This is a genomic window from Brevundimonas sp. FV1ye4L (assembly GCF_058681255.1).
In genome coordinates this window covers 1,065,493-1,087,651 of record NZ_CM178734.1, presented here as the reverse complement: position 1 = coordinate 1,087,651, position 22,159 = coordinate 1,065,493, and the positions used below count along the sequence as shown (strand labels likewise).

General features: G+C 65.8%; 20 protein-coding genes and 1 pseudogene. 12 read left to right on the top strand and 9 right to left on the bottom strand.

The features are described from left to right. Positions 1–10: 10 nt before the first annotated feature. The 5 genes from ACW17X_RS05170 to ACW17X_RS05150 all read right to left on the bottom strand — a co-directional run bounded on the left by ACW17X_RS05170 (position 11) and on the right by ACW17X_RS05150 (position 6,410). Complete coding sequence (locus tag ACW17X_RS05170; protein ID WP_492099966.1) at positions 11–3,124, bottom strand: TonB-dependent receptor domain-containing protein; 3,114 nt, start codon at positions 3,122–3,124, stop codon at positions 11–13. A gap of 107 nt (positions 3,125–3,231) precedes the next feature. Then, positions 3,232–4,176, bottom strand: a complete 945-nt coding sequence (locus ACW17X_RS05165; protein ID WP_492099965.1) for a FecR family protein — start codon at positions 4,174–4,176, stop codon at positions 3,232–3,234. After that, the gene (locus tag ACW17X_RS05160; RefSeq protein ID WP_492099964.1) at positions 4,173–4,664 is read right to left on the bottom strand and encodes an RNA polymerase sigma factor; all 492 of its coding nucleotides are present in this window, start codon (positions 4,662–4,664) and stop codon (positions 4,173–4,175) included. Before ACW17X_RS05160 ends, ACW17X_RS05165 begins: the two co-directional genes overlap by 4 nt. Positions 4,665–4,953: 289 nt before the next feature. Next, positions 4,954–6,125 (bottom strand): IS3 family transposase gene (locus tag ACW17X_RS05155; protein WP_492098836.1). Its coding sequence is split into 2 segments (ribosomal slippage): positions 4,954–5,852 and positions 5,852–6,125, totalling 1,173 coding nucleotides; the frame shifts between segments, so codons are not numbered across the junction. Between the two features lie 27 nt (positions 6,126–6,152). Then, the gene (locus ACW17X_RS05150) at positions 6,153–6,410 is read right to left on the bottom strand and encodes a DDE-type integrase/transposase/recombinase (protein WP_492099963.1); all 258 of its coding nucleotides are present in this window, start codon (positions 6,408–6,410) and stop codon (positions 6,153–6,155) included. Between the two features lie 61 nt (positions 6,411–6,471). Between ACW17X_RS05150 and ACW17X_RS05145 the strand changes: the two are divergent. From ACW17X_RS05145 to ACW17X_RS05125, 5 genes and pseudogenes are all read left to right on the top strand, one after another. Next, positions 6,472–6,642: pseudogene (locus ACW17X_RS05145) on the top strand (response regulator transcription factor); the annotation flags it as partial. A gap of 115 nt (positions 6,643–6,757) precedes the next feature. Further along, positions 6,758–7,027 carry a hypothetical protein gene (locus ACW17X_RS05140; protein WP_271166521.1) on the top strand — a complete coding sequence of 90 codons (270 nt, stop codon included), beginning with the start codon at positions 6,758–6,760 and terminating at the stop codon, positions 7,025–7,027. A gap of 112 nt (positions 7,028–7,139) precedes the next feature. Beyond that, complete coding sequence (locus ACW17X_RS05135) at positions 7,140–7,496, top strand: hypothetical protein (RefSeq protein WP_492099962.1); 357 nt, start codon at positions 7,140–7,142, stop codon at positions 7,494–7,496. Positions 7,497–7,524: 28 nt separating this feature from the next. Next, complete coding sequence (locus ACW17X_RS05130; protein WP_492086630.1) at positions 7,525–7,929, top strand: hypothetical protein; 405 nt, start codon at positions 7,525–7,527, stop codon at positions 7,927–7,929. Positions 7,930–7,959: 30 nt separating this feature from the next. Beyond that, positions 7,960–8,316 carry a helix-turn-helix domain-containing protein gene (locus tag ACW17X_RS05125; RefSeq protein ID WP_492086631.1) on the top strand — a complete coding sequence of 119 codons (357 nt, stop codon included), beginning with the start codon at positions 7,960–7,962 and terminating at the stop codon, positions 8,314–8,316. Positions 8,317–8,378: 62 nt separating this feature from the next. On the opposite strand, the gene ACW17X_RS05120 is transcribed toward ACW17X_RS05125, so the two are convergent. Beyond that, positions 8,379–9,665, bottom strand: coding sequence for a DUF5690 family protein (locus tag ACW17X_RS05120; protein ID WP_492099961.1), 1,287 nt, complete (start codon positions 9,663–9,665; stop codon positions 8,379–8,381). A gap of 80 nt (positions 9,666–9,745) precedes the next feature. Between ACW17X_RS05120 and ACW17X_RS05115 the strand changes: the two genes are divergently transcribed. Both ACW17X_RS05115 and phnX read left to right on the top strand, forming a co-directional pair. Then, positions 9,746–10,873 carry a TIGR03364 family FAD-dependent oxidoreductase gene (locus ACW17X_RS05115; RefSeq protein WP_492100434.1) on the top strand — a complete coding sequence of 376 codons (1,128 nt, stop codon included), beginning with the start codon at positions 9,746–9,748 and terminating at the stop codon, positions 10,871–10,873. Further along, positions 10,870–11,673, top strand: a complete 804-nt coding sequence (gene phnX / locus ACW17X_RS05110) for a phosphonoacetaldehyde hydrolase (RefSeq protein ID WP_492099960.1) — start codon at positions 10,870–10,872, stop codon at positions 11,671–11,673. The genes ACW17X_RS05115 and phnX overlap by 4 nt, the downstream gene beginning before the upstream one ends. Here phnX and ACW17X_RS05105 read toward each other — a convergent pair. Continuing rightward, a complete protein-coding gene (locus tag ACW17X_RS05105) occupies positions 11,670–12,239 on the bottom strand; it encodes a phosphonate degradation HD-domain oxygenase (RefSeq protein WP_492099959.1) in 570 nt (189 codons plus the stop codon). The two genes, phnX and ACW17X_RS05105, sit on opposite strands and share 4 nt — an antisense overlap. 102 nt (positions 12,240–12,341) lie before the next feature. After that, positions 12,342–13,994: an alkaline phosphatase family protein gene (locus ACW17X_RS05100; RefSeq protein WP_492099958.1), complete on the bottom strand. Its 1,653-nt coding sequence runs from the start codon at positions 13,992–13,994 to the stop codon at positions 12,342–12,344. 215 nt (positions 13,995–14,209) lie between these two features. On the opposite strand from ACW17X_RS05100, the gene ACW17X_RS05095 reads away from it, so the two are divergent. After that, positions 14,210–14,947, top strand: coding sequence for a UTRA domain-containing protein (locus ACW17X_RS05095; protein WP_492099957.1), 738 nt, complete (start codon positions 14,210–14,212; stop codon positions 14,945–14,947). Here the strand turns inward: ACW17X_RS05095 and ACW17X_RS05090 are convergent, their stop codons facing one another. After that, entirely contained in the window at positions 14,948–15,748 is an 801-nt protein-coding gene (locus ACW17X_RS05090) for a DeoR/GlpR family DNA-binding transcription regulator (protein WP_492099956.1), read from the bottom strand. A gap of 359 nt (positions 15,749–16,107) precedes the next feature. On the opposite strand from ACW17X_RS05090, the gene ACW17X_RS05085 reads away from it, so the two are divergent. The 4 genes from ACW17X_RS05085 (at position 16,108) to ACW17X_RS05070 (ending at position 22,159) form a co-directional block, all read left to right on the top strand. After that, positions 16,108–18,894, top strand: coding sequence for a TonB-dependent receptor (locus ACW17X_RS05085; RefSeq protein WP_492099955.1), 2,787 nt, complete (start codon positions 16,108–16,110; stop codon positions 18,892–18,894). A 72-nt stretch (positions 18,895–18,966) separates the two neighbouring features. After that, the gene (locus tag ACW17X_RS05080; protein WP_492099954.1) at positions 18,967–19,605 is read left to right on the top strand and encodes a sulfotransferase family 2 domain-containing protein; all 639 of its coding nucleotides are present in this window, start codon (positions 18,967–18,969) and stop codon (positions 19,603–19,605) included. Positions 19,606–19,610: 5 nt separating this feature from the next. Then, on the top strand, positions 19,611–20,231 hold the full coding sequence (locus ACW17X_RS05075; RefSeq protein ID WP_492099953.1) for an aspartyl/asparaginyl beta-hydroxylase domain-containing protein: 621 nt from the start codon (positions 19,611–19,613) through the stop codon (positions 20,229–20,231). Beyond that, positions 20,228–22,159: a tetratricopeptide repeat-containing sulfotransferase family protein gene (locus tag ACW17X_RS05070; RefSeq protein WP_492099952.1), complete on the top strand. Its 1,932-nt coding sequence runs from the start codon at positions 20,228–20,230 to the stop codon at positions 22,157–22,159. The genes ACW17X_RS05075 and ACW17X_RS05070 overlap by 4 nt, the downstream gene beginning before the upstream one ends.

The following is a 22,159-nucleotide window of genomic DNA, read 5'->3' as shown; positions in this document are numbered from 1 at the left end:
AAGCGCCATGTTAGAAAGCGACCTGTAGGCCCAGGGTGTAGGCCCGACCGGTCACGCCGTAGACGGCGCTGTAGTTGTAGTCGTTGCCGGACTCCGTGCCGCTGGGCAGGAACGGGCCCTGGGTGTCGAACAGGTTCTTGATCGTGCCGAAGACGCGCAAGTCCTTGTTCTTGGGGTCGGGATAGAACCTCACCGCCAGGTCATGCCGCCAATAGGCGTCGACGTTCAGGTACAGAGGGTCAGTGACGCCGGCTTCGGCGAAGGCCGCCGCCAGATCGTTGTCGTCCACCGCTTCACCGATGTAGGCCGTCGTCCATTTCACGTTCCAACGACGGTCGCGCCAGGTCAGGCTGCCCTTGGCCTCGTGCTCGGACGTGCCGACCTCGCCGAGGTCGTCCGCCAAGGTGGCGCCGTCGACCCCCTGATAGCGGCTCTCCAGCTTCAGACGGCGGCTGTAGTTGAGCCCGACGGTGAAGTCGCCCGGCACCTTCCAGGCGTCCAGGTCGAAGCGGTACCGCGCCGCCACATCGACGCCGGAAGCCCGTAGATCGTCGAGGTTCTCTTCGAGGTTCAGGATCTTGGTGATCTGGCCCTCGGCGTCACGGGTGATGACATTGCAGAAGCGGTTGTCGACGCCGCTGGTCGAGCCGTAGCACTCGGCCATCAGCTGGCTGTTCGACAGCGACGAGATCGCATCGGCCACCTTGATGTCATAGTAGTCGACGCTCAGGTCGAAGCCGCGCAGGAAGGTCGGCTGGAACACCAGACCAACGGTCAGGGTGTCGGCGGTCTCCTCCTTCAGATCGACATTGCCGCCGTTGGGCGCGTTGACGCTGGTGACTTCCGAGGTGAAGACGCCGTTCGCCGCAATGGCCGCCGCGATGCCCGGATCGGCCCGGCAGTTCTGGGCCACCGTACCGGTCGTGCCGGCCGTGACGCCGCTGCAGATGTCGGTGATTGAGTCATAGTCGTCGCGCGGCGGCGAATAGAGCTCGGTGGTGTCAGGTGCGCGCTGGGCGCGGCTCCAGACCGTGCGGAAACGAAGGCTTTCGACCGGAGCCCACTGAAGGCCGGCCCGATAGCTGAGAGTCGTGCCGACATTCTCGAGATTGTAGTGAGCGACGCGGAGGGCGCCGTCGATCTCGAGCTTGTAGATGAAGGGCAGGTCCTTCAACAGCGGGGCGGAGAATTCGGCGAAGGCTTCCTTCGCCTCGATCTCCCCGCTGTATTCGGGAATATAGGCGAGGCTGGCCAGGCCGCTTTGCGTCAATGCGTCGGTCGTGGTGCTGGTCTTGTCGCGGCGCAGTTCGAAACCGAACGCCGTCTCGACGGGGCCGGCCGGCAGTTGGAACAGTTCACCGGTCATGTGGCCTTCGACGGTGTCCTGTCGATTGTGCGGCTTGTACCAAAGGTTTGCGCGAATGTAGTTGGCGGCTTCCTCGCTGATCGAGCCTACGCCGAACAGGTTCAGAGGCACGCAGCCGTCGGCCCGTGCCGCAGCGTCCTTGCACTGGATCTCGCCGGTGGCGGCGTTCACTTCAGCGTCCAACGCATAGTCGACGTTGGCCATGTTCAGGGCGTTCTCGCGAACCTGGTAGCCCTTGTATTCGCCATAGCCGTAGGTCAGGGCCCAGTCCCAGTCGCCGAACACCTTGCCTTCGGCGCCGAGCCAGCCGCGCAGCGTGGTGCGGCGGTTATAGATCTGCAGGTTGCCCACCTCGGTCATCCGGCGACGGAAGCTGATCGACGAGGTCGAGGACGAATAGATCTCCGAAGGCACATAGGGGTTGCTGCGGGCGATGTTGCCGATCGTGTATTCGTCGTTGACGCCATAGGTCGACGAATTGCTCAGGGTGGCGGCCGCACGCGTCGAGTCGGTCGTGACCCGGGACGCCTGGAACTGGCCCCAGACCTTGATGTCCGGAGTGACGTCGTAGGTGACCTTGACGGCGGCGGACAAACGTTCCGCCGGCGTGATCAGGGTGCCGTCCGCGCGGGTTTCGTAGCCGTTGACCGCTGTGACGAAGTTCTTCTGCAGCCCCTCGTCGTCATAGTAGAAGCTGCTGCCGCGGAAACGGCCGCCGGGCGTATAGGTCGACAGATCCGGCGACGACACGGTGTTGGTGTCGGGGTCGTAGACCACCGACTGGGTGGCCCAGTCGCGGTCTGACGCATAGAGGGCTTCCTGCTTCTCGAAGGTCCCGCCGATCATCGCGAACAGTCGATCGTTCAGGAAGCGATTGCCTCCGGCCAGCGAGAATTCGGTGCTTTCACCGCCGCCGTCTTCCGTGAAGCCCTTCACGACCCGGGCCTTCACGCCGTCCATCTTGCTGGTGGTGATGATGTTGACCACGCCCGAGACGGCGTCCGAACCATAGACGGCCGACGCGCCGCCGGTGCTGATCTCGACGCGATCGACGAAGAACTCGGGGATCGAGCTGAGGCTCACCGTGTTCATGTTGCCGGCGTTGGAGACGGTGCGGTGCCCGTCGATCAAGGTCAGGGTGCGGTTCTGACCGAGCGAACGCAGGCTGACGGTCGAAAGGCCGTTGTCCTGGACTGCCGACTGGCTGGTCGACAGGTTGACGCCGATATCGACGCCGGGCAGGTCGGTCAGGGCTTCCGCGAGGTCGGTGTAACCGCTTTCCAGCAGGTCGTCGCGTTCGACTTCCACGACTGGCGACGGGCTGTCGAAGGTGGTCCGACGCAAGCGCGAACCGGTCACCACCACTTCTTCAACCTGAGTAGCAGAGCTTTGATCTACAGACTCGAACGAGGCCGGTTGTACGGTGGCGGGGGTCGCTGAGCCCGGTGCGCGCACGATCAGCGCGCCCGAACCGTCCTCAACCACCTCAAGGCCCGCGGAACCGGCGAGCCGGCGCGCCGCTTCAAGCGGCGTGTAGCGGCCAACGACGGCTGACGCACGGCGACCAGCCACGTCTCTGGCCGAAAACAGAATGTTGGCGCCGGTCTCCTTACCGAGTTCGCGCAAGGCGTTGTCCAGCGGCTGGGCCTGCACGTCCACGCTTACGGCCTGCCCCCAGGCCGCGCCGGCGGCCAACAGCACGCCCACGGCGGCTGATCCAGCCAACATCCGGCGCAGTCGGCCATTATTTCTTGTCATCATGAAATTTTTATCCCCTCTTGGCCCGATACCCCCAGGCTCAACAGGTTTGACGACGGCGGTTGAATTTTCCTCAGCAAGTTTTTTCTGAGGTTCGTCGAAGGCGCTCAAGCTCCGCGGCGCGGTTCGATCATCAGTGCGCCGCCGTTGGTTCGAACCTCAAGGTCGAGCAGAGTCGCGACCGACCGGGCGAAGGCCTCGTTGTCGCCGGCCTTGTAGACGCCGCTGATCCGCAGGGTCTCCAGCGATGGATCCGACAACACGATGCGGCGACGACTATAGCGGTTCATCTCCGCCAAGGCCTGGGGGAGGGGCAGGTCGTCGAATACGGCCTGGCCAAAACGCCAAGCCGTGGCCGACTGGACGTCGACTATCTCGCGCAGTGCGGGTTTCTGCCGGTCCATCACCACTCTTTGGCCGGCGACGGCGACGATGCGGCCGAACGACTGGTTCGTGTCCTCCACCAACACCTTCCCCTCGACGGCGACGACAGACACCGCCGAAGACAGTACCGAGACGCCGAAAGCGTCGCCGCCTTCGGAGATGATCTCGCGTCCCTCGGCGTTCACCACAAGGGGTAGCGCCGGGGCGGCCGCCGCACGAAAGAAGGCTCGCCCCTTGCTCAGGCTCACTCGGCGTTGTCGCGCATCGACTCGCACCGAAAGGCGACTGTCGGCGTCGAGCAGAACCGAGGCGCCGTCATCCAGATGAAGGGTGCGGGTCTCGCCGATGTCGGTGGCGTACACCTTCGGCGTGAGAGCCAGCCAACCCAGACCGATGGCTGAAACACCGGCGCCGGTCAGCATCGCGCGGCGGGCTAGGTGCGTGGGCCGCCGCCGAGCGAGCAAGGCGACCTCGGGGTCATTCTTCAATGCGCCCGTCAATTCCCACGTAGCGGTCAGGGCGTCGAAGTTGGCGCGATGCTCCTCCGACCGCTCCAGCCAGGCCTGGAAACCGGCTTCGTCAGCCTTCCCGCGCGATTCGACATGCAGACGCGCGAGCCAGGCGGCCGCTTCGCGGCGGACGGCTTCCAGATCGCGCGCACGCTTCACCACTTCTCGGTCCATCCTGTCAGGAAAAGGGTGGCCTTGGCCACGTGCTTCTCGACCGCGCTGACCGTGATGTCCAGACGCTCGGCGATCTCCCGATACTTCAGACCTTCTAGCCGGTGAAGCAAAAACACTTCTCGGGTGCGCGGGCTGAGCCGGGTCAAACCCTGTTTGAGACGCGCCAGACGCTCGCGCGCGCGCAGAGCCTCGTCCTGCAGAGGATAGGTGTCGACGAACGCGCTTTCGAGGAGATCCAGAGTTTCCTGCGGGCGACGAGCGCGCTGACGGCGTTCGTCGATCGCGAGGTTCACCGCCGCTCGCGCCACGAACGCTTCCGGATTGGCCAGGACGTTGTCGCGTCGATACTCCAGCATCCGCACCATGGCGGATTGCACGACATCCTCCGCGCCGACAGGATCGTAGGTGATACGTGTGATGCGGCGCACCAGTCCGCGCCAGCCTTCGTTCTTCAACTCAGCCGCCCCCAGCATGCCCCGCAGGCATCTTTCCAAGGCTCGGTGCGTCGGTCAACGGCTCATGATCACGGAGCGGAACATGTGGCGCAAAACTGTCACGTCGAGCAGGGTCGGGCCGCCCAGCCATCGTGCCGCAATGGACGGCCGCCTGTTCCTCGATCTCCTCGGCGATCAGCAGGGCCAGTTCCAGGCCCGGCGCGACGCGCGTGTTCGGTCCTGGCGCGAAACAGACTTGGGAGAGAGATGAAGCCGCTCTCGTCGTCGGATCGGCAGATGTGATCTTCCCCCGCAAAAGTGGACGGGGTTAAGCCGCTCTGCGTTCGGCCTCGGCGGGGCTGATATAGCCCAGTGCTGAGTGCAGGCGACGGGGATTGTAGAAGCCCTCGATGTATCCGAACAGGTCTCGCCGCGCCTGGTCGCGGGTGGCGTAGACGCGGTGATGGACGCGCTCGGTTTTGAGGGTGTGGAAGAAGCTTTCCATGGGCGCATTGTCCCAGCAGTCCCCCTTGCGGCTCATGGACGGCGTGATGCCGGATCGAGCAAGCGCGGAGCGATAGGCCTCGGCGGCATATTGGATTCCGCGATCGGAATGGTGGATCAGGCCGGGCGCGGGGCGCTGACGTTCGACGGCCATGTTGAGGGCGTCCAGGGCGATCTCGGTGTGCAGGGTCTGGCGCATGGACCAGCCCACGATCTTGCGGGTGTGCATGTCAAGGATGGCGGCGAGGTAGAGCCAGCCTTCACCCGTTGGGATATAGGTCAGATCGGCGAGCCAGACCTGGTTGGGCGCCGCCGCCTCGAAGTTCCGGGCCAGCCTGTTGGGCGCGATGGGATAGCCGTGGCGGCTGTTCGTCGTCCGGGCGCGACGCGGCAGGGCGGCCAGCCCTCGCAGGCCGGCACGGCGCATCAGCCGCTCCACGCGGGATCGACCAATCCGACGTCCATGCCGACGCAAGGTGGCGTGGATGCGTGGCGAGCCGTAGCAGCCGCTGCTCTCGGCATGGATCAGCCGGATGTCCTCGGTCAGCTCGCGATTGGCCACGGACCTCGGGCTCTCGGGGCGACCGCGCCAGGCATAGTAACCGCTGGCCGAAAGCCCCAGGACCGCACACATCACGCGGACCGGCCAAACCTGACGATGCTCATCGACGAACCCGAACTTCATCGGGAGGCCGCTCCGAAGATGAGCGCGGCTTTTTTTAGAATGTCCCGCTCCATCCGAAGCTGACCGTTCTCCCGTCGCAACCGGGCCAACTCCGCCGCCATGTCCGACGGCGACGGGGACGACGCCTGCGTTGTGGGGCGCCGCGACGTCCCCGTCGCCTGCACCCCGAACTGCGTCATCCATCGACGCAGCACCGTCTCGTGGAGACCCAGCTCACGGGCCACCGCCCCGACGCTCAGGCCGCCGTTGGCGACGCGGTCAACCGCCTCGCGCTTGAAAGAATCCGGGAAGTTCCGGCGTTGAACACTCATCAGACACTCCTCTCCAGCTCCGAAAAGCTAGCATGGGTGTCCACCAAAACGAGGGAGGATCAGATGCGCGTTCTCGACCCGGTTGTTCTCTCGGAGGCGGCCTGGCCAATGAAGCCTGGCGAGGCCGAGCTCCCGAAGCGCCGATGCATACGAAGCCAAGCCGTCAGTCGTGATCCTCTCCGGTTTCACGGGCTGGTGTCGCGGCAGGCGGCCCAGCAGCGAGCCGAGACGGCGTGACGCGTCTTGAACGCGTCCAGAGCGCCCGTTGCCCGCTGGCGAATTCACGTTAACACCGTTGCCGCTAGGCGCCGTACGGGCGACATAGGGGCTCGAGGGGGAGGCGGCGATGTCCGAGACTTTGGAACTGCTGACGGCGCGAGAGCGGGAGTGTCTGCGGCTGGTCCATGCTCACCATAATTCCAAGCAGATCGCGCGGACCCTAGGGATCAAGCCCGGGACAGTTGACAAGCATTGCGAGAACGCCGCGCGTAAGCTTGCGGTCGAGAACCGCGTGGCGGCGGCTTTGGTTTTGGCGGCGGCGGAGGCCCCTCCGAACGATTCCCAATACGAAGGGATCGCAATGGCGGCGACGTTGGGGATCGGTCCAGTTGGAGCGGCTGAAAGGACGCCCCATGACCCACCTCGACGATACGATCCCGCCCATCAGCTGGCGCGAAATGGAAGCCATCCTAGCGACGATGGCCACCACGGAAACGAAGCGCCTCATGATCCGGCATTTGGTGGAGGGCACGCGCAAGCAAGCCCACTTCCTGACGCCCGGCGGGGTGATGACCGAACTGTTCTACATCGCGTCCGCGATGCTGGACGCGAAGTTCAGTCCCTCGACCTCGGACACAGGCGGCTCGGAAGCATCCTCATCGTTTTCGGCGTCGCAGCCGTAGCGGTCTGGATCGTGACAGCCCTCGCCGGGGCCGAACAGTTCGCCTTCCTGCTGCAGAGATTGCGCTACGGCGGCTGACTGGCGGCTCCCGCTCTTTTCCAACGGACCCCCAAATGAAACGCGCCGAACAGGCGGCGGCTATCGCTGCACGCCTCCACCATGCCCTGCACCTGGCCGAAGCCGGACAGGATCAATCGATCAACCGTCTCGGCAAACTCGCCCAGGCGCTAACCCGAAGCCGCAAGGAGGCTGGACTGTCCGCCACGGTCGGTCAGCCGGCTTTCAACGCCCTGGCCCGCGCCATGGCGGCCCAGATTGAGGCGCAGGAGGCGATGGTCGAACTGCACCACGCCTTGGCCGAGGTGAAGGAACACACCAAATTCCGCAGCGTGCGGCTGGGGGGACTGGAGAAGACAGAGACTCAAGTGCCTCGGGAGACGCGTCTGATGGTGGTTAAAGAGGCCGCCTGAATCAGTGCGATGCTGATACGGTGCGTCCATGTCGCCGATCTATCTGTTCACCCTGTGCCTTTTCCTTCTGACCGCCGCGCTCGCTTTCTGGCGAGGCGGTCGTTGGGAAAAGGCGGCTGCGGTCGTGCTTGGTGTGGCGTGGGCGGTGACTGCGCTCGGCTCGTTCGATTATCGAAACGCCCCGTGGGCCGCCATTGCGGCTGATTCGGCGGTCTTCCTGTTCCTGCTTTATGCGGCGTTGCAATCGGGTCGGCGCTGGACTCAGGCTGCGGCCGGGTTTCAGTTTCTGGTGCTGGCGACGCACTATGTGTTCGCGACCAATAGGGCGTTGGAGCAATGGGCCTATGTCACCGCCTATTATGTTTGGAATATCGCGCTTATCGCCTCGCTTCTCGGGGGTGTCCTCTGGCGCCCAAGGCAACCGACGCTATAACGGGATCGTCTGACTACAGAGAGATGCCTGATGGCCGTACAGCATGATGCCCTCGACCCGATCGATGTCCACGTGGGCACGCAATTGAGGGCCTTGCGCCAACGCGAGCGCCTTACGCAAGCGAAGCTGGCCCAGTCCCTGGGGGTTACGTTTCAGCAGGTGCAGAAGTACGAACGCGGCGTGAACCGTATGGCCGCCTCGACGCTGGCCAAGGCGTCGGCGGCGCTGGGCTGCTCGGTGATGGATTTCTATCCGAAGGTGGACGGATCCGGGGAGCCGTCACGTGGAGAGGTGTTGGACGAACTGGCCGGCCTGTATGACAGCATGGGCGGTCGGCAGCGTACCGCCCTGCTGGTGACGGCGCGTGCTTTGGCGACCGTGCGCTGAAGCACGGCTTGTTTGCGGGGGCATTCTTCTGCGGCAGTGTAAAGCCTGACGTCGCTTACGCTCTAGGCGCTTTGCACGCCCCGCCTCCGACCGCGCAAGAACAGCGCCGCCGCCACGGCGACTAAAACCATGCCGATGATGCTGGTGGCGTAGGCGGCGGTGATGAAGAAGGGCAGCCAGGGCAGGTCGATGGCGGCGAAGTTGCGGACCAGCAGCAGGGCGACGCTGCCCATATAGCCCGAGGCGTCGGCGACATAGATCAGGAAGCCGGCGGTGGCCACCGTGCCCGTATAGGCGATCATACGGTCGAACAGCATGGCGTTGAACGGGGTGTAGGCCAGGTACAGGCCGGCGCCGCTGGCGATCATCCAGGCGATCGGCGACAGTAGGTGCTGCTGGAAGGCCAGGGTCGATAGGCCCATGATCGCGAAGCCCGCCAGGATCACCCCGTGGATCAGCAGCAGGGCCCGGCCGTTGTTCTTGACCAGAATCAGCAGGCCCATCGTCACCAGGGACAGGGCGGCCACGGGGCCTTCGCTGGCGGTGAAGACGTCGGCGGCGTCGCCGTAACCCAGGGCGCGCCAAATCTCGGCGGCGAAATTGTCGCGGAGGTCGCGGAAGGCGGTCAGGGCGACATAGGCAGAGACCAGAAGCAGCAGGGCCGGCCAGTGGGCCGCCAGGAAGGCCGACCGTTCCTTGGCCATCATCGGGCGGCGGGCGACGCGTTCGGCCTCGTCGGCGGGGCTGGGCGGGGGCAGGGCGGCAAGGGCCAGGACCGATATCGCCAGCAGGGGCATGAAGAAGACGCCGGTCGCCGCCGGCATCCAGAAGGGGCTGACGCTGGCGGTGTCCATCAGGGCCTTGCCCACTGACTTCACCACCCCGGACGACAGGATGAAGCTGGCGCACAGGATGGCCCCCAGGACCTCGCTGGTGCGACGGCCCTCCATGAAGCCGAAGACCAGGCCCCAAATCAGGCCCAGCGGCAGGCCGTTCAGGAACAGGGCGGCGACGTTCCAGGGCGCGGGGATGACGGCGAACATCACCAGGGCCAGCCAGGAGACGCCGATCAGGACCAGGATGGCGATCGCGCGCCGTTCCGGCCGCATTTCGGCGATCAGCTTGACCCCCGCCAGCTTGGACAGGGCGTAGCCGGCGACCTGGGCGATGACCAGGGCCACCTTGTAGTCCAGGGCGAAGTCCCAGCCCGCGACGACGTCGAAGGTGGCCGCCGTGAAGGGTTTGCGGAAGGCGTACATCGAGAAATAGGCGCAGAAGCCCGCCAGGCCCGCGAACAGGACGAAGGCGACGGGATGCGCCCGCGCCAGCCAGAGCCGTAGCCGATCCATCACGTGTCTTGCCCCTGTTGCATGCGCGTGGTCTAGACCAGACGTACGACGGCTGGATGACGGAGCGGCGGGCAGTGAAGATGGTTTACGACGTGGCTGTGGTGGGGGCGGGGATCGTGGGCCTGGCCGCCGCCTTGGCCGCCGCGCGGCGGGGCTTGTCGGTCGTGGTGATTGACCGCGACGCCCAGGCGAACGGGGCCTCGATCCGCAATTTCGGCTTTATCACCGTGACGGGTCAGCCGCGCGGTGTGATCTGGGAACGGGCGATGCGCAGTCGCGACGTCTGGGACGAGGTGGTGGGCGAGGCCGGGATCGCGGTGGTGCAGCGGGGGCTGTGGATGTCGGTGCGCCGGCCGGAATCCCTGGCGGTGCTGGAGGCCTTTCTCGAGACGGAAATGGGCGAGGGGTGCTGGCTGCTGACGCCGCAAGCGGCGCGCGAGCGGGCGCCCGAGGTGGCCGGGGACCAGACCGTAGGGGTGTTGTGGAGCCCGCACGAGCGGCGGGTGGATTCTCGGACCGCCATTCCGAAGCTGGCCGACTGGCTGGTCGCGCGCTTCGGTGTGGTCTTCATGCGCCAGACGGCGGTTCATGCGGTCGAGCCGCCGCGCATCGTCACCGCGCGGGGCGTGGTCGAGGCGGAGGCGGTGGTGGTGTGTCCCGGCGACGATCTGGTCAGCCTGTATCCCGAATATCTGGCCGATACGGGACTGAAACGGTGCAAGTTGCAGATGATGCGGCTGGCCGCGCCGGGGTTCGCCTTGCCGGCGCCGGTGATGTCGGATCTGGGGCTGGTGCGTTACGGCGGCTATGCGGACCTGCCTCAGGCCGCCGCCCTGCGCGCGCGGCTGGAGGCGGAGCAGGGCGAGGCCCTGGCCAACGGGGTGCATCTGATCGCGGTGCAGGACGCCGACGGCGCCCTGGTGGTCGGCGACAGCCACCACGACGCCGACACGCCCGATCCCTTCGCCAGCGAGGCGGTCGAACGGCTGATCCTGGACGAATGGCGCGCCGCGACCGGACAGGCCGCGCCGCCGGTGCTGGATCGCTGGGTCGGCGCCTATGCGAAGGGCGCGACAGGCAGTCTGATCGCCGCGCCCCATCCCCGCGTCCGACTGGCGGTGGTCACCGCCGGCAATGGCGCCTCCACCGCCTTCGCCTTCGCCGAGGAGGCGATCGCCGATCTTTTCGAGGAGACCTCCCCGTCATGACCCGTATTCGCGACTGCTTCGACATGGTGGTGTTCGACTGGGCCGGCACCATGGTCGATTTCGGCAGCCGGGCTCCGGTCCTGGCCCTGGTCGAGGCCTTCGCCGCCCTGGGCGTGCCCGTCGAGGAGGCCGAGGCGCGCAAGGACATGGGCCGGGCCAAGGCCGATCATGTGCGGGCCCTGTTCGAACAGGCCGAGGTCGCTCAGGCCTGGGACGCGGCCCAGGGCGGTGAGCCCGATTCGGCGGCGGTCGATCAGGTCATGGCCGCGCTGGAGGCGCCGATGATCCGCCTGGCGCAGGAAACCGCCGCCCTGATCCCGGGCGCGGCGGACACGGTGGCGTGGCTGCGCGCCGAGGGGCTGAAGATCGGGTCCTGCACCGGCTATACGCGGGCGATGATGCAGGCCGTTCTGTCGCGCGCGGCGCAGCAGGGGTACGCGCCCGATACTGTGGTCTGCGCGCACGAGACGCCGCAGGGCCGGCCGTCGCCGCAGATGATCTACAAGGCCTGTCTGGATCTGGACGTCTGGCCGCTGTCGCGGGTGGTCAAGGTGGATGACGCGGAAGTGGGCATGGCCGAGGGGCGCAACGCCGGCTGTTTCACCGTGGGGGTCGCCGCCTCGGGCAATATGGTCGGGCTGAGCGAACAGGCGCTGGCGGGGTTGCCGCCGGAGTCGCGCGCGTCGCTGCTGGCCGAGGCGTCCGAGCGGCTCAATGCGGCGGGCGCCGATCTGGTGATCGATACGGTCGCGGATCTGGTCCCGGCGCTGGAGGCCGAGGCGGCCCGGCGCGCGGCCTAGGCTGACCGGACGGCGAGCGCCTTCAGCATGTCCTTGTAGGCGGCGAGGGGAGCGATGACGGCCCCTTCGGTCTTGCCCATCTCGTCGTAGCGGCGCAGGCGGATGGCCGTGTCGAAATGGGGATGGGTGCGGAAGGCGGCGGCCTCGTCTTCGTTCATGGGGCCGCCCTGGAGATCCAGGCTCTGGAGGGAGGCGGGGCTGAGGGCCGCCGCATAGCCGGGCTCGGCGGTCGCCAGATAACGTTTGGCCTCGACGTGCAGCCGAACCGGTTCCGAAACCTCGGGCGCGAAGGCTTGGGCCAGCCAGGCGGCGCCGATCCGTTCGTGCACGGCGTCGATGCCGCGATCGGCGGCGTCTTGTCCGTGTTTCTGCAGAAGATGGCCGATGTCATGCAGCAGGGCGGCGACCACCAGGGCTTCGCCTTCACCCGCCTCGCGGGCGTGATGCGCCGTCTGAAGGGCGTGATCCAGTTGGGTGACGGCTTCGCCGTAATGGTCGCCGCCCATCCGCTCGAACAGGTCGAAGATGGCGGCGACGAAGTCGTCAGGTGAAGCAGGGCGGGGCATAGGCGCTCAATACGTGTTTTCTGGTCTATACCAGAAAAGCCATGATGTGGGTAGGCGGGGGTGATCGAGCGGCCGCCGCCGGATCATCCCCCGCCAGCCTCTTCAGCGCGGAGTCAGCCGGTTCGGGTCGATGAACTGGCGCGGAAGGCCGGGGCCCTCGAAATAGGCGCCCAGCCAGGCGCCGCCGCCGCCGTTGAACCATTCGACGCGAATGGCGTGCTTGCCGGGTTCGAGGCGGATCGTGCCGGCGGCGGTGATCACGCCGTGATCGCCGTCATTGTCCACGACCGTCTTGCCGTCGATGTAGAGCTTGCTGCCGTCGTCCGAGGCGGTCGAGAAGCCGTATTCCCCGGCGGTGTCGATCTGGATCTCGCCTTCGAACACCACGGCGACGGCGTCCTCGCGCGGCAGAGTCAGGCCGTCGATCGTGATCTCATGCGCCTTGCCGGACGCGACCGGCGTCAGGCGGGAGAAGTCAGGCAGCCGCACCGGGGCTTCGGGCAGCAGGTAGACGCTGTAGGTCACGCCCCGGCTGGCGGCGATGCGCGGGTCCAGGACGCGGAAATAGCCGACCGACGGGACGCTGGCCGGCTTGCCGTCAACGAAGACCGTGGCCCGGACGATGGTGTTGCGCGCGATCTCGACTGGAGCCGTGTAGAGCGGCGAGGCGGGGGTCGGGATGGTGTTGTCGAGGGTGTAGCGGACCTCGCCGACCGTATTGGGGTTCTGCAGGCTCATGCGGGCCGGGCCGTCGATGAACAGGCCGCCGGGCGGGGTGTTGCCCGATCCGGCCGGCAGGATGGCCGGGGGGGCGTAGAAGCTGCTGGTGCGATAGGCCTGGATCGGCATGGCCTCGCCCTGAAGGATCGGACGCACCGGACGGCCCAGCCAGGCGTAGGGGATGTCGGCCCCCAGCAGCCAGGCGACTGTCGCCCCCGTGTCGAAGGTGTTGATGGGCAGGTCCAGTTCGACGCCCGGCTTCACCCCCTCCCCATAGGCGATCCAGGGGATTTCCAGCTCGGCCAGGCTTTCGCCGCCATGGCCCTTGCCAACACCGCCGTGATCGGAGGTCACCAGAATGACCGTGTCTTCCGCGATGCCGGCTTCGACCGTCGCCTGGCGGATGCGGCCGATCAGGGCGTCGGCCTTGGTGACCGCCTCATAGTAGTGGGGCGTGCCGTGGCCGTCGGCGTGTCCGGCGTGATCGACGTGGTCCAGGTGGATGAAGAGGAAGTCCGGACGCCGGGCCTTGATATAATCGACGGCCAGGTCGGTGGTCCTGTCCTCGTCCGCGCCATGGGCGTCGTAGTCGACGAAGCGGTGGTCGTAGAGACGGCCGAAGCCGTCCCAGTTGTAGATGGAGCCGATCTCCAGACCAGGGTTCTGATCGGTCAGGACCTGGAAGATCGAGGGGAAGAAGCCGCCGGAGCCGGTGACTGAGGTGGGGAAGTTGAACTCCCCCACCTGCCAGTCGTTGCTGGTGACGCCGTGTTGCTCGGGGCCGGCGCCGGTGATCATTGAAGCCCAGTTCGCGCCGCTGGTGGTCGGCAGGACGCCGCGGGCGTGCAGGCTCCAGCTGCCCTTGGCCATCATGTCGTCAAGGACTGGGGTGTCGGCCTTGTTAACGCCGTCGGGGCTGAGGCCGTCGACGCCGATGATGATCACATGGCCGGCGCGGCGGGGCTCGGCGTGGGCGGGCGCGACGGCGACGAGGGCGGCCGCCAGCAGGGGCAGGCAGAGGAGGGGCGTGCGCATGGAAGAGCTCCTGAAGACAGGGCGGGGCCAGGCCGGGGAGGGGCGCCGTGATCTTCCCGACCGTCCGCGCCGCATTTGCGATGAGGGCGTGACTGGTCCATACCAGATGGAAGGCCGGTGTTTGGCGAAGCTTTCGTGAAATGGCGGGCTTCAAGAGCGCGCTTGGTGGTAATCGTCTGTCGTCGGATAAACGGCTCGACCAGTCAGGGACCTGTATGACGAACATCGCGCCCGATCAGAGGTCGGACGGCCTCCACTACCTCGACATGCGGGACCGCGTGGCGGGCCGCATCGCGTCAGGCGAGTTGAAGCCCACCGACAAGCTGCCGTCCGAGCGACAGTTGCAGGAGGAGATGGGGCTGGCGCGCGGCACCGTCCGCGAGGGGCTGTTCCAGCTGGAGGCCGAGGGGCTGATCTACCGCCGGGACCGCAGCGGCTGGTATGTGTCGCCGCCGCCGGTGGTCTATGATCCTACGCGCTGGGAAGGCTTCATCTCCTATGTGGAGGCCCAGGGTCGGGTCCCGGCGACCGAGACCATGTCCGCCGAGACCATCGTGGCCGATCCCTTGCTGGCCGAGGTGTTCGGGCGACCGGCGGGCGCGCCGCTGCACATGATCCGGCGTCGGCGCCATGTGGATGGGCGCGCCGTGCTGGTCGAGCAGATCGTGGTTGATGCGGCCCTGACGCCCGACCTGTTGCGCTTCTCCTTCGACCAGTCGCTGACCGACATATTGAAGAGCGCCTACGGCCTGTCGGTCGCGCGCAATGTGGTCAGCATGCAGCCCTGCGCCCTGACCGGCTATGAGGCCGAGGTTCTGGGGGCGAAGTCCGGTCTGCCGGGGCTGGCGGTGCAGCGTACCAGCTATGACGCCCAGGGACGGGTGGTTGAGTTCGACCGCGAGCACTGGCGTCATGACGCCGTGCGGATCAGCGTGGATACGCGGGTGCGCTGACTAGGTCGGATCTGCGACGTGCAGCCGAGTGTCCCACTGGGCCGCAACACGGGAGAGGGCGCTGGATGGGGGCAGGTCCGTCACCAGGTCCTGAACGTCGCGGAACGATGCGACCTGGATGAAGCCGGACTTGGCGAACTTGGTGTGGTCGGCGAGGACGACGATGCGGCGCGCCTGTTCCAGCAGGCTCTGTTTGAACGAGGCCTCGTCGGCGTCGAAGTCGAGGAAGCCCCGGTCCGCGTCCACGGCGCCCATCGACAGGACGGTCAGGTCGGGGGCGAAGCGGCGGCAGAAGGACTTGGCTTCCGGCCCGAAGGCGGCGTTGTGGACCGGATTGACCTGGCCGCCCGCCAGCAGCAGGCGTTGACCGGGATTGCCCAGAACCTCGTGCGCGATCTCGACGCTGTTGGTGACGATGGTCAGGTTGCGCACCGAGGCCAGGGCGCGAGCGAGCCAATGGCAGGTGGTGCCGGAATCGAGCAGCAGGGTCATGCCCTCGGTGACAAGGCTGGCGGCCTTCTGGGCGATTTTCTGCTTGGCCTCGGCGTTTTCGCGCAGGCGGATGCGATAGGGCGCCTCGATCAGATTATTGGTGGAGGAGAGGCCGCCGTGCACCTTTTGCAACACACCGCTGCGCTCCAACTGGCGGGCGTCGCGACGGATCGTCTCCTCCGACACCTCGAACCGGCCGGCGAGCTCGGAGACCGTCCAGAACGCCTTCTCCTCCATCAGCTGGAGGATCTCGGCCAGGCGGGCCCCTTGGCTGAGGTGTTTAGAGTCTTTGAGGAGGGCGGCGCTCATGGTCGATCCCCTTTATCAACGCCAAATCCCACACACAACCACATAATTCGCCTTAAGGCTCTCATATGAATGGCGTTATGACGCCTCGATCGTTTCGTTCCGGGTACGGTATAAAAGGCTGAAACTAAACGGACGTTGAGCGTATAGATTGATAAGAAGCAGGTTTTTCAGCGGATAGAGTGGGTGGGGCAATGGCGTGAAATTCCCACACTGAACCACATAATTCAACATAATTCCCTCAAACCGTCACATGACTGAAACGCCCGCGACCTAATGAGGCCGGACTTGGCGGCGCCGGTCAGAACGGCCGCGTCGGACCGAGCCGCTTGGTTCACACCAGTTTGTCGGGGGACACGATTATGTCGAAGCAATATCCCGTTCGGGGCATGGGCCCGAACCTCAAGAAGGTGCTGTTGGCGACGGTGTCGGCGGCGGTCGCCGGCGTCAGCGCGTCTGCAGCCTTCGCCCAGGAGGCGCCGGCCGCCGAGGTGGACGAAGTCATCGTCACCGGTTTCCGCAAGTCGCTGAGCGACGCACGCGCGATCAAGCAGGACTCGGTCATCCAGGTCGACGCCATTGTGGCCGAGGACATGGCCAAGTTCCCGGACCTCAACCTGGCGGAGTCGCTGCAACGCCTGCCCGGCGTGCAGATCAACCGTGAAGCCGGCGAAGGCCGTCGCATCTCGCTGCGCGGCCTCGGTCCGGACTTCGCCCGGGTGCAACTGAACGGCATGGAAGTGCTGGGCAACGTCGACTCCGCTCAGGACAGCCGCGGCCAGCGCTCGCGCGACCGCGCGTTCGATTTCAACATTTTCGCTTCGGAACTGTTCTCGCGCGTCGAGGTCGAAAAGACCTTTGAGGCGGCTCAGAAAGAGGGCGGCATGGCCGGGACCGTCGGTCTCTTCACCGGCAAGCCCTTCGACTACGGCGTCGGCGCCGACGGCGCCCTGTCGCTGAAGGTCGGGACCAACGAATATACCGAGGATACCCAGCCGCGCATCGCCGCCCTGTTCACCCAGAACTGGGACAATGTGTTTGGCGTCTCCTTCTCGGCCGCCTACAGCAAGCGCGAGACGACGGAGCAGGGGCACAACACCTATAACTACTCCAAGCCGAGCGCCGCGACGCTGCAGGGCTTGGTGACCAAGGGCTTGAACATCTCCGGCCTGTCCGCCGCCGAGCAGGCCAAGTTCCTGTCCGGCGATCTGTATTTCGCCGACGGCAACCGCATCTCGTCCTGGAACGCCGAGCAAGAGCGGCTGGGTCTGACGGCGGCGGTTCAGTGGCGTCCGATGGACGGCATGGAGCTGACCCTGGACGTCCTGCACGGTGAGTTCACGACGCGCCGTGACGAGTATCACCTCGCCACCCGTCCTCTGTCCTCGACGGGCTCGGTCGCCTTCGACACCGCTGCGGGCGGCGTCTGGCCGTCGATCTTCCAGTCGGCTTCGGTCATCAATGACCTGACCTGGGACAGCGACAACTACGTCACCATGACCGACGTCACGGGCACGACCTTCGGCAGCGAGCATCGCCGGTCGCTGAACGAGAACGAGTTCAACCAGGTTGCGCTGACCGGCGAGTGGGAGATGTCGGACCGTCTGAAGTTCGACGGTCACGTGGGTTGGGAAAAGTCGACCTATGACACGCCGTATGACGACAAGCTGTATATGCGCGCCAAAGGCAATCTGATCGCCAACTATGGCGAGAACGGCCAGTCCGCCTCGTTCGAATATCCGAACTGGGACCCGACCAATCCGGCCAACTACGCGATGGACTCGTTCTACTACCGCGCCTTCAGCAATGAATCGGAACTGCACGAGGGTGAGCTGAACGCGCGGTACGAACTGAACGATACCTGGACGCTGCGCGCCGGCGTCGCCTACCACAAGTTCCGTCAGGAAGGCATCGACATCTTTTACGACGACAACGTCAACGGCACGCGGTCGAAGATGCGCGGCACGGCCGCCAACGACGTCACCTCGGTGTTCACCAACGCTTTCGGATCGTGGCTGGTCGGGGACTACAACAAGGCCTTCGCCAAGTACAACGAGTACCACCGTCTGGAGCCGAACAAGGACGGCACCGGCGGCGCGCTGCAGGACATCGAGAACGTCTACGAGACGACCGAAGAGACCCTGTCGGGCTTTGTTCAGGCTGACTGGGACAGCGATCTGGCCGGGCGGCGCTTCCGAGGCAATATCGGCCTGCGCGGCTACAAAACCGACACCCACAGCACCGGCTGGATCCAGGGGGACAGCTACGCTTATCTGGGCACGACCGACGTTGAGGGCGGCTATGACGGCGTTCTGCCGGCCATGAACTCGGTCCTGGAAGTGACGCCGGAACTGCTGGTCCGCTTCTCCGCGACCCAGAATCTGAACCGTCCGGGCCTCAGCTCGATGGCGGCGGAAGGCAGCGCCTTCCAGGATCCGGACTCCGGCGAGATCACCGCGTCGCGCGGCAACCCGAATCTGGAGCCGTACAAGGACACCACCCTGGACTTCGCCGTCGAATACTATTTCGGCGATGTGGGCCTGATGTCGGCCAGCGTCTTCCACAAGGACATCAAGAACTTCATCGGATCGGTGACGCTTGAGAACGTCCCGTTCAGCGAGACGGGCGTGCCCTTCTCGACGATACCCGGCGCGACGGCCTCGACGATTGTCACCGAGTTCTCAATGCCGGTGAACGTGGAAGGCAAAAAGCAGCTGACCGGTCTGGAACTGGCCGCGCAAAGCCAGCTGTCCTTCTTGCCGGCGCCGTTCGACAATCTGGGCGTTGTCGCGAACTACACCTATGTGGACGCCGACGACGCGCTGACCGGCATCTCCAAGACCAGCTACAACGCCACAGTCTACTACGAGACGGACAACTGGGGCGCGCGTGCTTCGCTGAACCACCGTGACAAGTGGTATTCGGGTCGCAACGACAGCGTCATGAGCGCCAGCACGCGCGGCTTCGAGGGCGGCACCTATGTCGACGCTGCGGCCTTCTTCAACATCACCGACGCGCTGCAGCTGACGCTGGATGCGGTCAATCTGACGAACGAAAAGGACACCCAGTTCTGGGGTCAGAACGAGTACCTGTACAATCAGAACCAGAGCGGAACGACCTATACGGCCGGCCTGACCTACAAGTTCTGATCCGAGGCTTAGACTAGGCTGGGCGCTCCGCTCCCGTAGGGGGCGGAGCGCCCTTTTCTGGATTCCAGAAGCATGATCGTTTCCCACCGCCACCGGTTCATCTTCGCCGCCGTGCCCAAGACCGGCACCCATGCCGTGCGCCGCGCCCTGCGCGAGCAGATGGGGGATGAGGACCTGGAACAGGTGGGGTTGTTCATCGACAAACGCTTTCCCTGGGAAGATCTGGCGGCGATCCGCCATGGCCACCTGTCCTTGCGGCAGGTTCGGCCCTACGTCGGCGAAGAGGCCTTCGCCGACTATTTCAAGTTCGCCTTCGTGCGCAATCCGTTCGACCGTTTCGTCTCCTACTGCGCCTTCATGCTGCGGGACGGCGACGTCTTCCAGCGCCGCCCGCGCGACGTGATGCGACACTTCCTGTTCCAGCAGCCGCCGGAGCAGCACATCCTGTTTCAGCCCCAGTCCTCCCTGCTGGTGGACGAGGACGGCAAGACCCTGCTGACCGATCAGTTCGGGCGGGTGGAGGAGATGCAGGCGTCGTATGACGCCCTGTGTGCGCGCATCGGCATTCTGTCGCGAACGTTGGATCGTGTGAACGGCACCCGTCGTGAGGACTATCGGATCTATTATGATCAGGAACTGATCGACGGCGTCGCGGCCCGCTATGCCCAGGACATCGACCTGTTCGGCTATTCGTTCGAAGGATTGCGGTGATCGCCATGACTGTCGCGCCCGTCGCCAATCCGCGAAAGACCGCGACGATCCGCAAGCTGGGACCAATCGATATCGCCGCCCTGCACGCCGCCGTGCTCGAGATTCCGGAAGTAGTCTGGGACGCGGAAAACCACAGCAAGCCAAACAAGTTCGAGGTGCTGGACCAGACCCGGCACATCGTGTTCCGGTTCGTCGACAGTCCGCGCGACTGGAGGGGTTCGCATGATCGCCCGCTCTGGGGCGAGTGGCGCGCCCTGCTGGAGCCGGTGCTGGCCCAGGCGGTTCAGGACTATGGCTATGGGCGCGGCGTCTTCCCCCGCGTGATGCTGGCCCGGATGCCGGCGGGGGGCGTGATCCATCCTCATATCGACGCCAACCCGGCCGCCAAATGGCCGCACAAGATCCATGTGCCGATCACGACCAACCCGGAGGTCGTCTCCTTCTTCGGCGGCCAGGAGCACCGGTTCCCGGTCGGGGTGGCGGTGGAGGTCAATAATCTGGGACCGCATTGGGTGCAAAACGGCGGCGCGACGGACCGTATTCATCTGATTTTCGAATACTATGACGCGGACCAGCCGGATCCGGATTGGCTGGCGCCGCTGCTGGCGGTCGGCGCGCCGCGATGACGGCGGCGGCTGAGATCGACGGCGGGACGACGCAACGCGATGACCTGTTGCGCCGGGCGAGAGACCTGCGCGTCGCGCGTCGCGCGCCCGAGGCGCTGGCGGTGCTGGACCGGTTGCACGCCCTGTATCCACGGTTCAGCCGGGGGCTTCAGGAACGCGGCCATTGTCATGTCGTCATGGGCGATGCGGCGGCGGCGCTGGAGGCGTTGCGGGAGGCGGTTCGGCTGAACCCCAGCCTGCCGGCCAGCTGGGATATGCTGGAACAGCTGCACCGGATGCGGGGCGAGGCGGGGCTGGCGGACGGCGCGGCGCAGAGGCTGGCGATGCTGAGGCGTCTGCCGCCGGAGATCGTGGCGGCGGACAGTCTGTTGGCCGACGCCGATCTGACGGCGGCCGAGACGGTCATCCGTGATGTCCTGGACCGCGAGGGGCCGTCGGCCGGTGCCTTGCGGCTGCTAGCGCGTATTCGTCTGGCCTGTGGCGCTTCGGACGAGGCGCAGGCCCTGCTGGAGGGCGTGCTGGCGACCGCGCCGGACTATGAGGCCGCGCGCTTCGACTACGCCATGATGCTGTTGCAGCGGCAGAAGCCGCAGGCGGCGCGGCGCGAGGCGGAGCGGCTGCTGGAGCGAGAACCGGAGCGGCGAGACTATCTGAAACTGTTCGCCGCCGCCTGCGTCGCCCTGGGCGACTATGAGCCGGTGATCGAGATTTATCGGCGGCTGCTGGACGGGGCGCCCGTGGTCGGCGCCGAGACGGCGGAGCTGAGGCTGTGGCGTGCGAACGCCCTGAAGGTCACGGGTCGGCTGGAGGAGGCGGTGGCCGACTATCGCGCCGCCCTGGCCGCGCGGCCCGACTATGGCGTCGCCTGGTTCAGCCTAGCCAATCTGAAGATCCACAGCTTCTCTGATGCTGACATTGAGCGGCTCAAGGCCGCAGCGGCGCGGACGGATCTGCAGGAGATGGACCGGGTCTATCTGGCCTTCGCCCTGGGCAAGGCGCTGGAGGATCGGGCGGACTATGCCGCTTCGTGGCGTTGGTACGCCGAGGGCAACGGGGTCCGGCGTTCGCTGGGGCGGTACAGGCCGGAGGTCGCGGAGGCCTGCGCCGTGCGCACCGCCCAGGCGTTTACGGCCGAGGTGTTCGCCGACCGCGCCGACTGGGGCGCGCCCGACGCCGATCCCGTCTTCGTCCTGGGGCTGCCGCGATCGGGATCGACGCTGATCGAGCAGATACTGGCCTCCCATTCCCAGGTCGAGGGGACCCAGGAGCTGACGGAGATCGGTCGGTATGCGGGCGAGTTGTTCGGGCGTGATCCGGACTGCGGTTTGCCCGTGCGGCCTAAGGCCGTGCTTCAGCTGTCGGCGGATCAGGCGCGGGCTCTGGGCGAACGGTTCCTGGCCGAGACACGGTCCTACCGCCGGGACGGGAGGCCCTTCTTCATCGACAAGATGCCGAACAATTTCTGGCATATCGGCCTGATCCATCTGATCCTGCCTAAGGCCAGGATCATCGATGTGCGGCGCGAACCCATGGCCTGCTGCTTCAGCAATCTGAAACAGCTGTTCGGCACGACCAATCAGGAATTCACCTACGATATCGACCACATCGCCCGCTATTACCGTGGCTATCTGGAACTGATGCGGCATTGGGACGAGGTGCTGCCGGGACGGGTGCTTCGGGTGCAGTACGAGGATCTGGTCGAGGATCTGGAAGGCGGGATACGGCGCATGCTGGAGCATTGCGGACTGGCGTTCGAACCGGCCTGTCTGGACTTCCATCAGACCCGGCGCAGCGTGCGCACGCCTAGTTCAGAACAGGTGCGGCGACCGATCAGCCGAGACGGCCTGGCGCAGTGGCGCAACTACGAACCCTGGCTCGCGCCGCTTCAGGCCGCGCTGGGCGACGCCTTGATCCGTTACAGGAACTGA

Excerpts from the sequence above, each read along its gene's own strand:
- ACW17X_RS05170 (WP_492099966.1), bottom strand. The coding sequence starts at position 3,124 with ATGACAAGAAATAATGGCCGACTGCGCCGGATGTTGGCTGGATCAGCC.
- ACW17X_RS05160 (WP_492099964.1), bottom strand. The coding sequence starts at position 4,664 with ATGCTGGGGGCGGCTGAGTTGAAGAACGAAGGCTGGCGCGGACTGGTG.
- ACW17X_RS05140 (WP_271166521.1), top strand. The coding sequence starts at position 6,758 with ATGACCCACCTCGACGATACGATCCCGCCCATCAGCTGGCGCGAAATG.
- ACW17X_RS05135 (WP_492099962.1), top strand. The coding sequence starts at position 7,140 with ATGAAACGCGCCGAACAGGCGGCGGCTATCGCTGCACGCCTCCACCAT.
- ACW17X_RS05130 (WP_492086630.1), top strand. The coding sequence starts at position 7,525 with ATGTCGCCGATCTATCTGTTCACCCTGTGCCTTTTCCTTCTGACCGCC.
- ACW17X_RS05125 (WP_492086631.1), top strand. The coding sequence starts at position 7,960 with ATGGCCGTACAGCATGATGCCCTCGACCCGATCGATGTCCACGTGGGC.
- ACW17X_RS05120 (WP_492099961.1), bottom strand. The coding sequence starts at position 9,665 with ATGGATCGGCTACGGCTCTGGCTGGCGCGGGCGCATCCCGTCGCCTTC.
- ACW17X_RS05115 (WP_492100434.1), top strand. The coding sequence starts at position 9,746 with ATGGTTTACGACGTGGCTGTGGTGGGGGCGGGGATCGTGGGCCTGGCC.
- phnX (WP_492099960.1), top strand. The coding sequence starts at position 10,870 with ATGACCCGTATTCGCGACTGCTTCGACATGGTGGTGTTCGACTGGGCC.
- ACW17X_RS05105 (WP_492099959.1), bottom strand. The coding sequence starts at position 12,239 with ATGCCCCGCCCTGCTTCACCTGACGACTTCGTCGCCGCCATCTTCGAC.
- ACW17X_RS05100 (WP_492099958.1), bottom strand. The coding sequence starts at position 13,994 with ATGCGCACGCCCCTCCTCTGCCTGCCCCTGCTGGCGGCCGCCCTCGTC.
- ACW17X_RS05095 (WP_492099957.1), top strand. The coding sequence starts at position 14,210 with ATGACGAACATCGCGCCCGATCAGAGGTCGGACGGCCTCCACTACCTC.
- ACW17X_RS05090 (WP_492099956.1), bottom strand. The coding sequence starts at position 15,748 with ATGAGCGCCGCCCTCCTCAAAGACTCTAAACACCTCAGCCAAGGGGCC.
- ACW17X_RS05085 (WP_492099955.1), top strand. The coding sequence starts at position 16,108 with ATGTCGAAGCAATATCCCGTTCGGGGCATGGGCCCGAACCTCAAGAAG.
- ACW17X_RS05080 (WP_492099954.1), top strand. The coding sequence starts at position 18,967 with ATGATCGTTTCCCACCGCCACCGGTTCATCTTCGCCGCCGTGCCCAAG.
- ACW17X_RS05075 (WP_492099953.1), top strand. The coding sequence starts at position 19,611 with ATGACTGTCGCGCCCGTCGCCAATCCGCGAAAGACCGCGACGATCCGC.
- ACW17X_RS05070 (WP_492099952.1), top strand. The coding sequence starts at position 20,228 with ATGACGGCGGCGGCTGAGATCGACGGCGGGACGACGCAACGCGATGAC.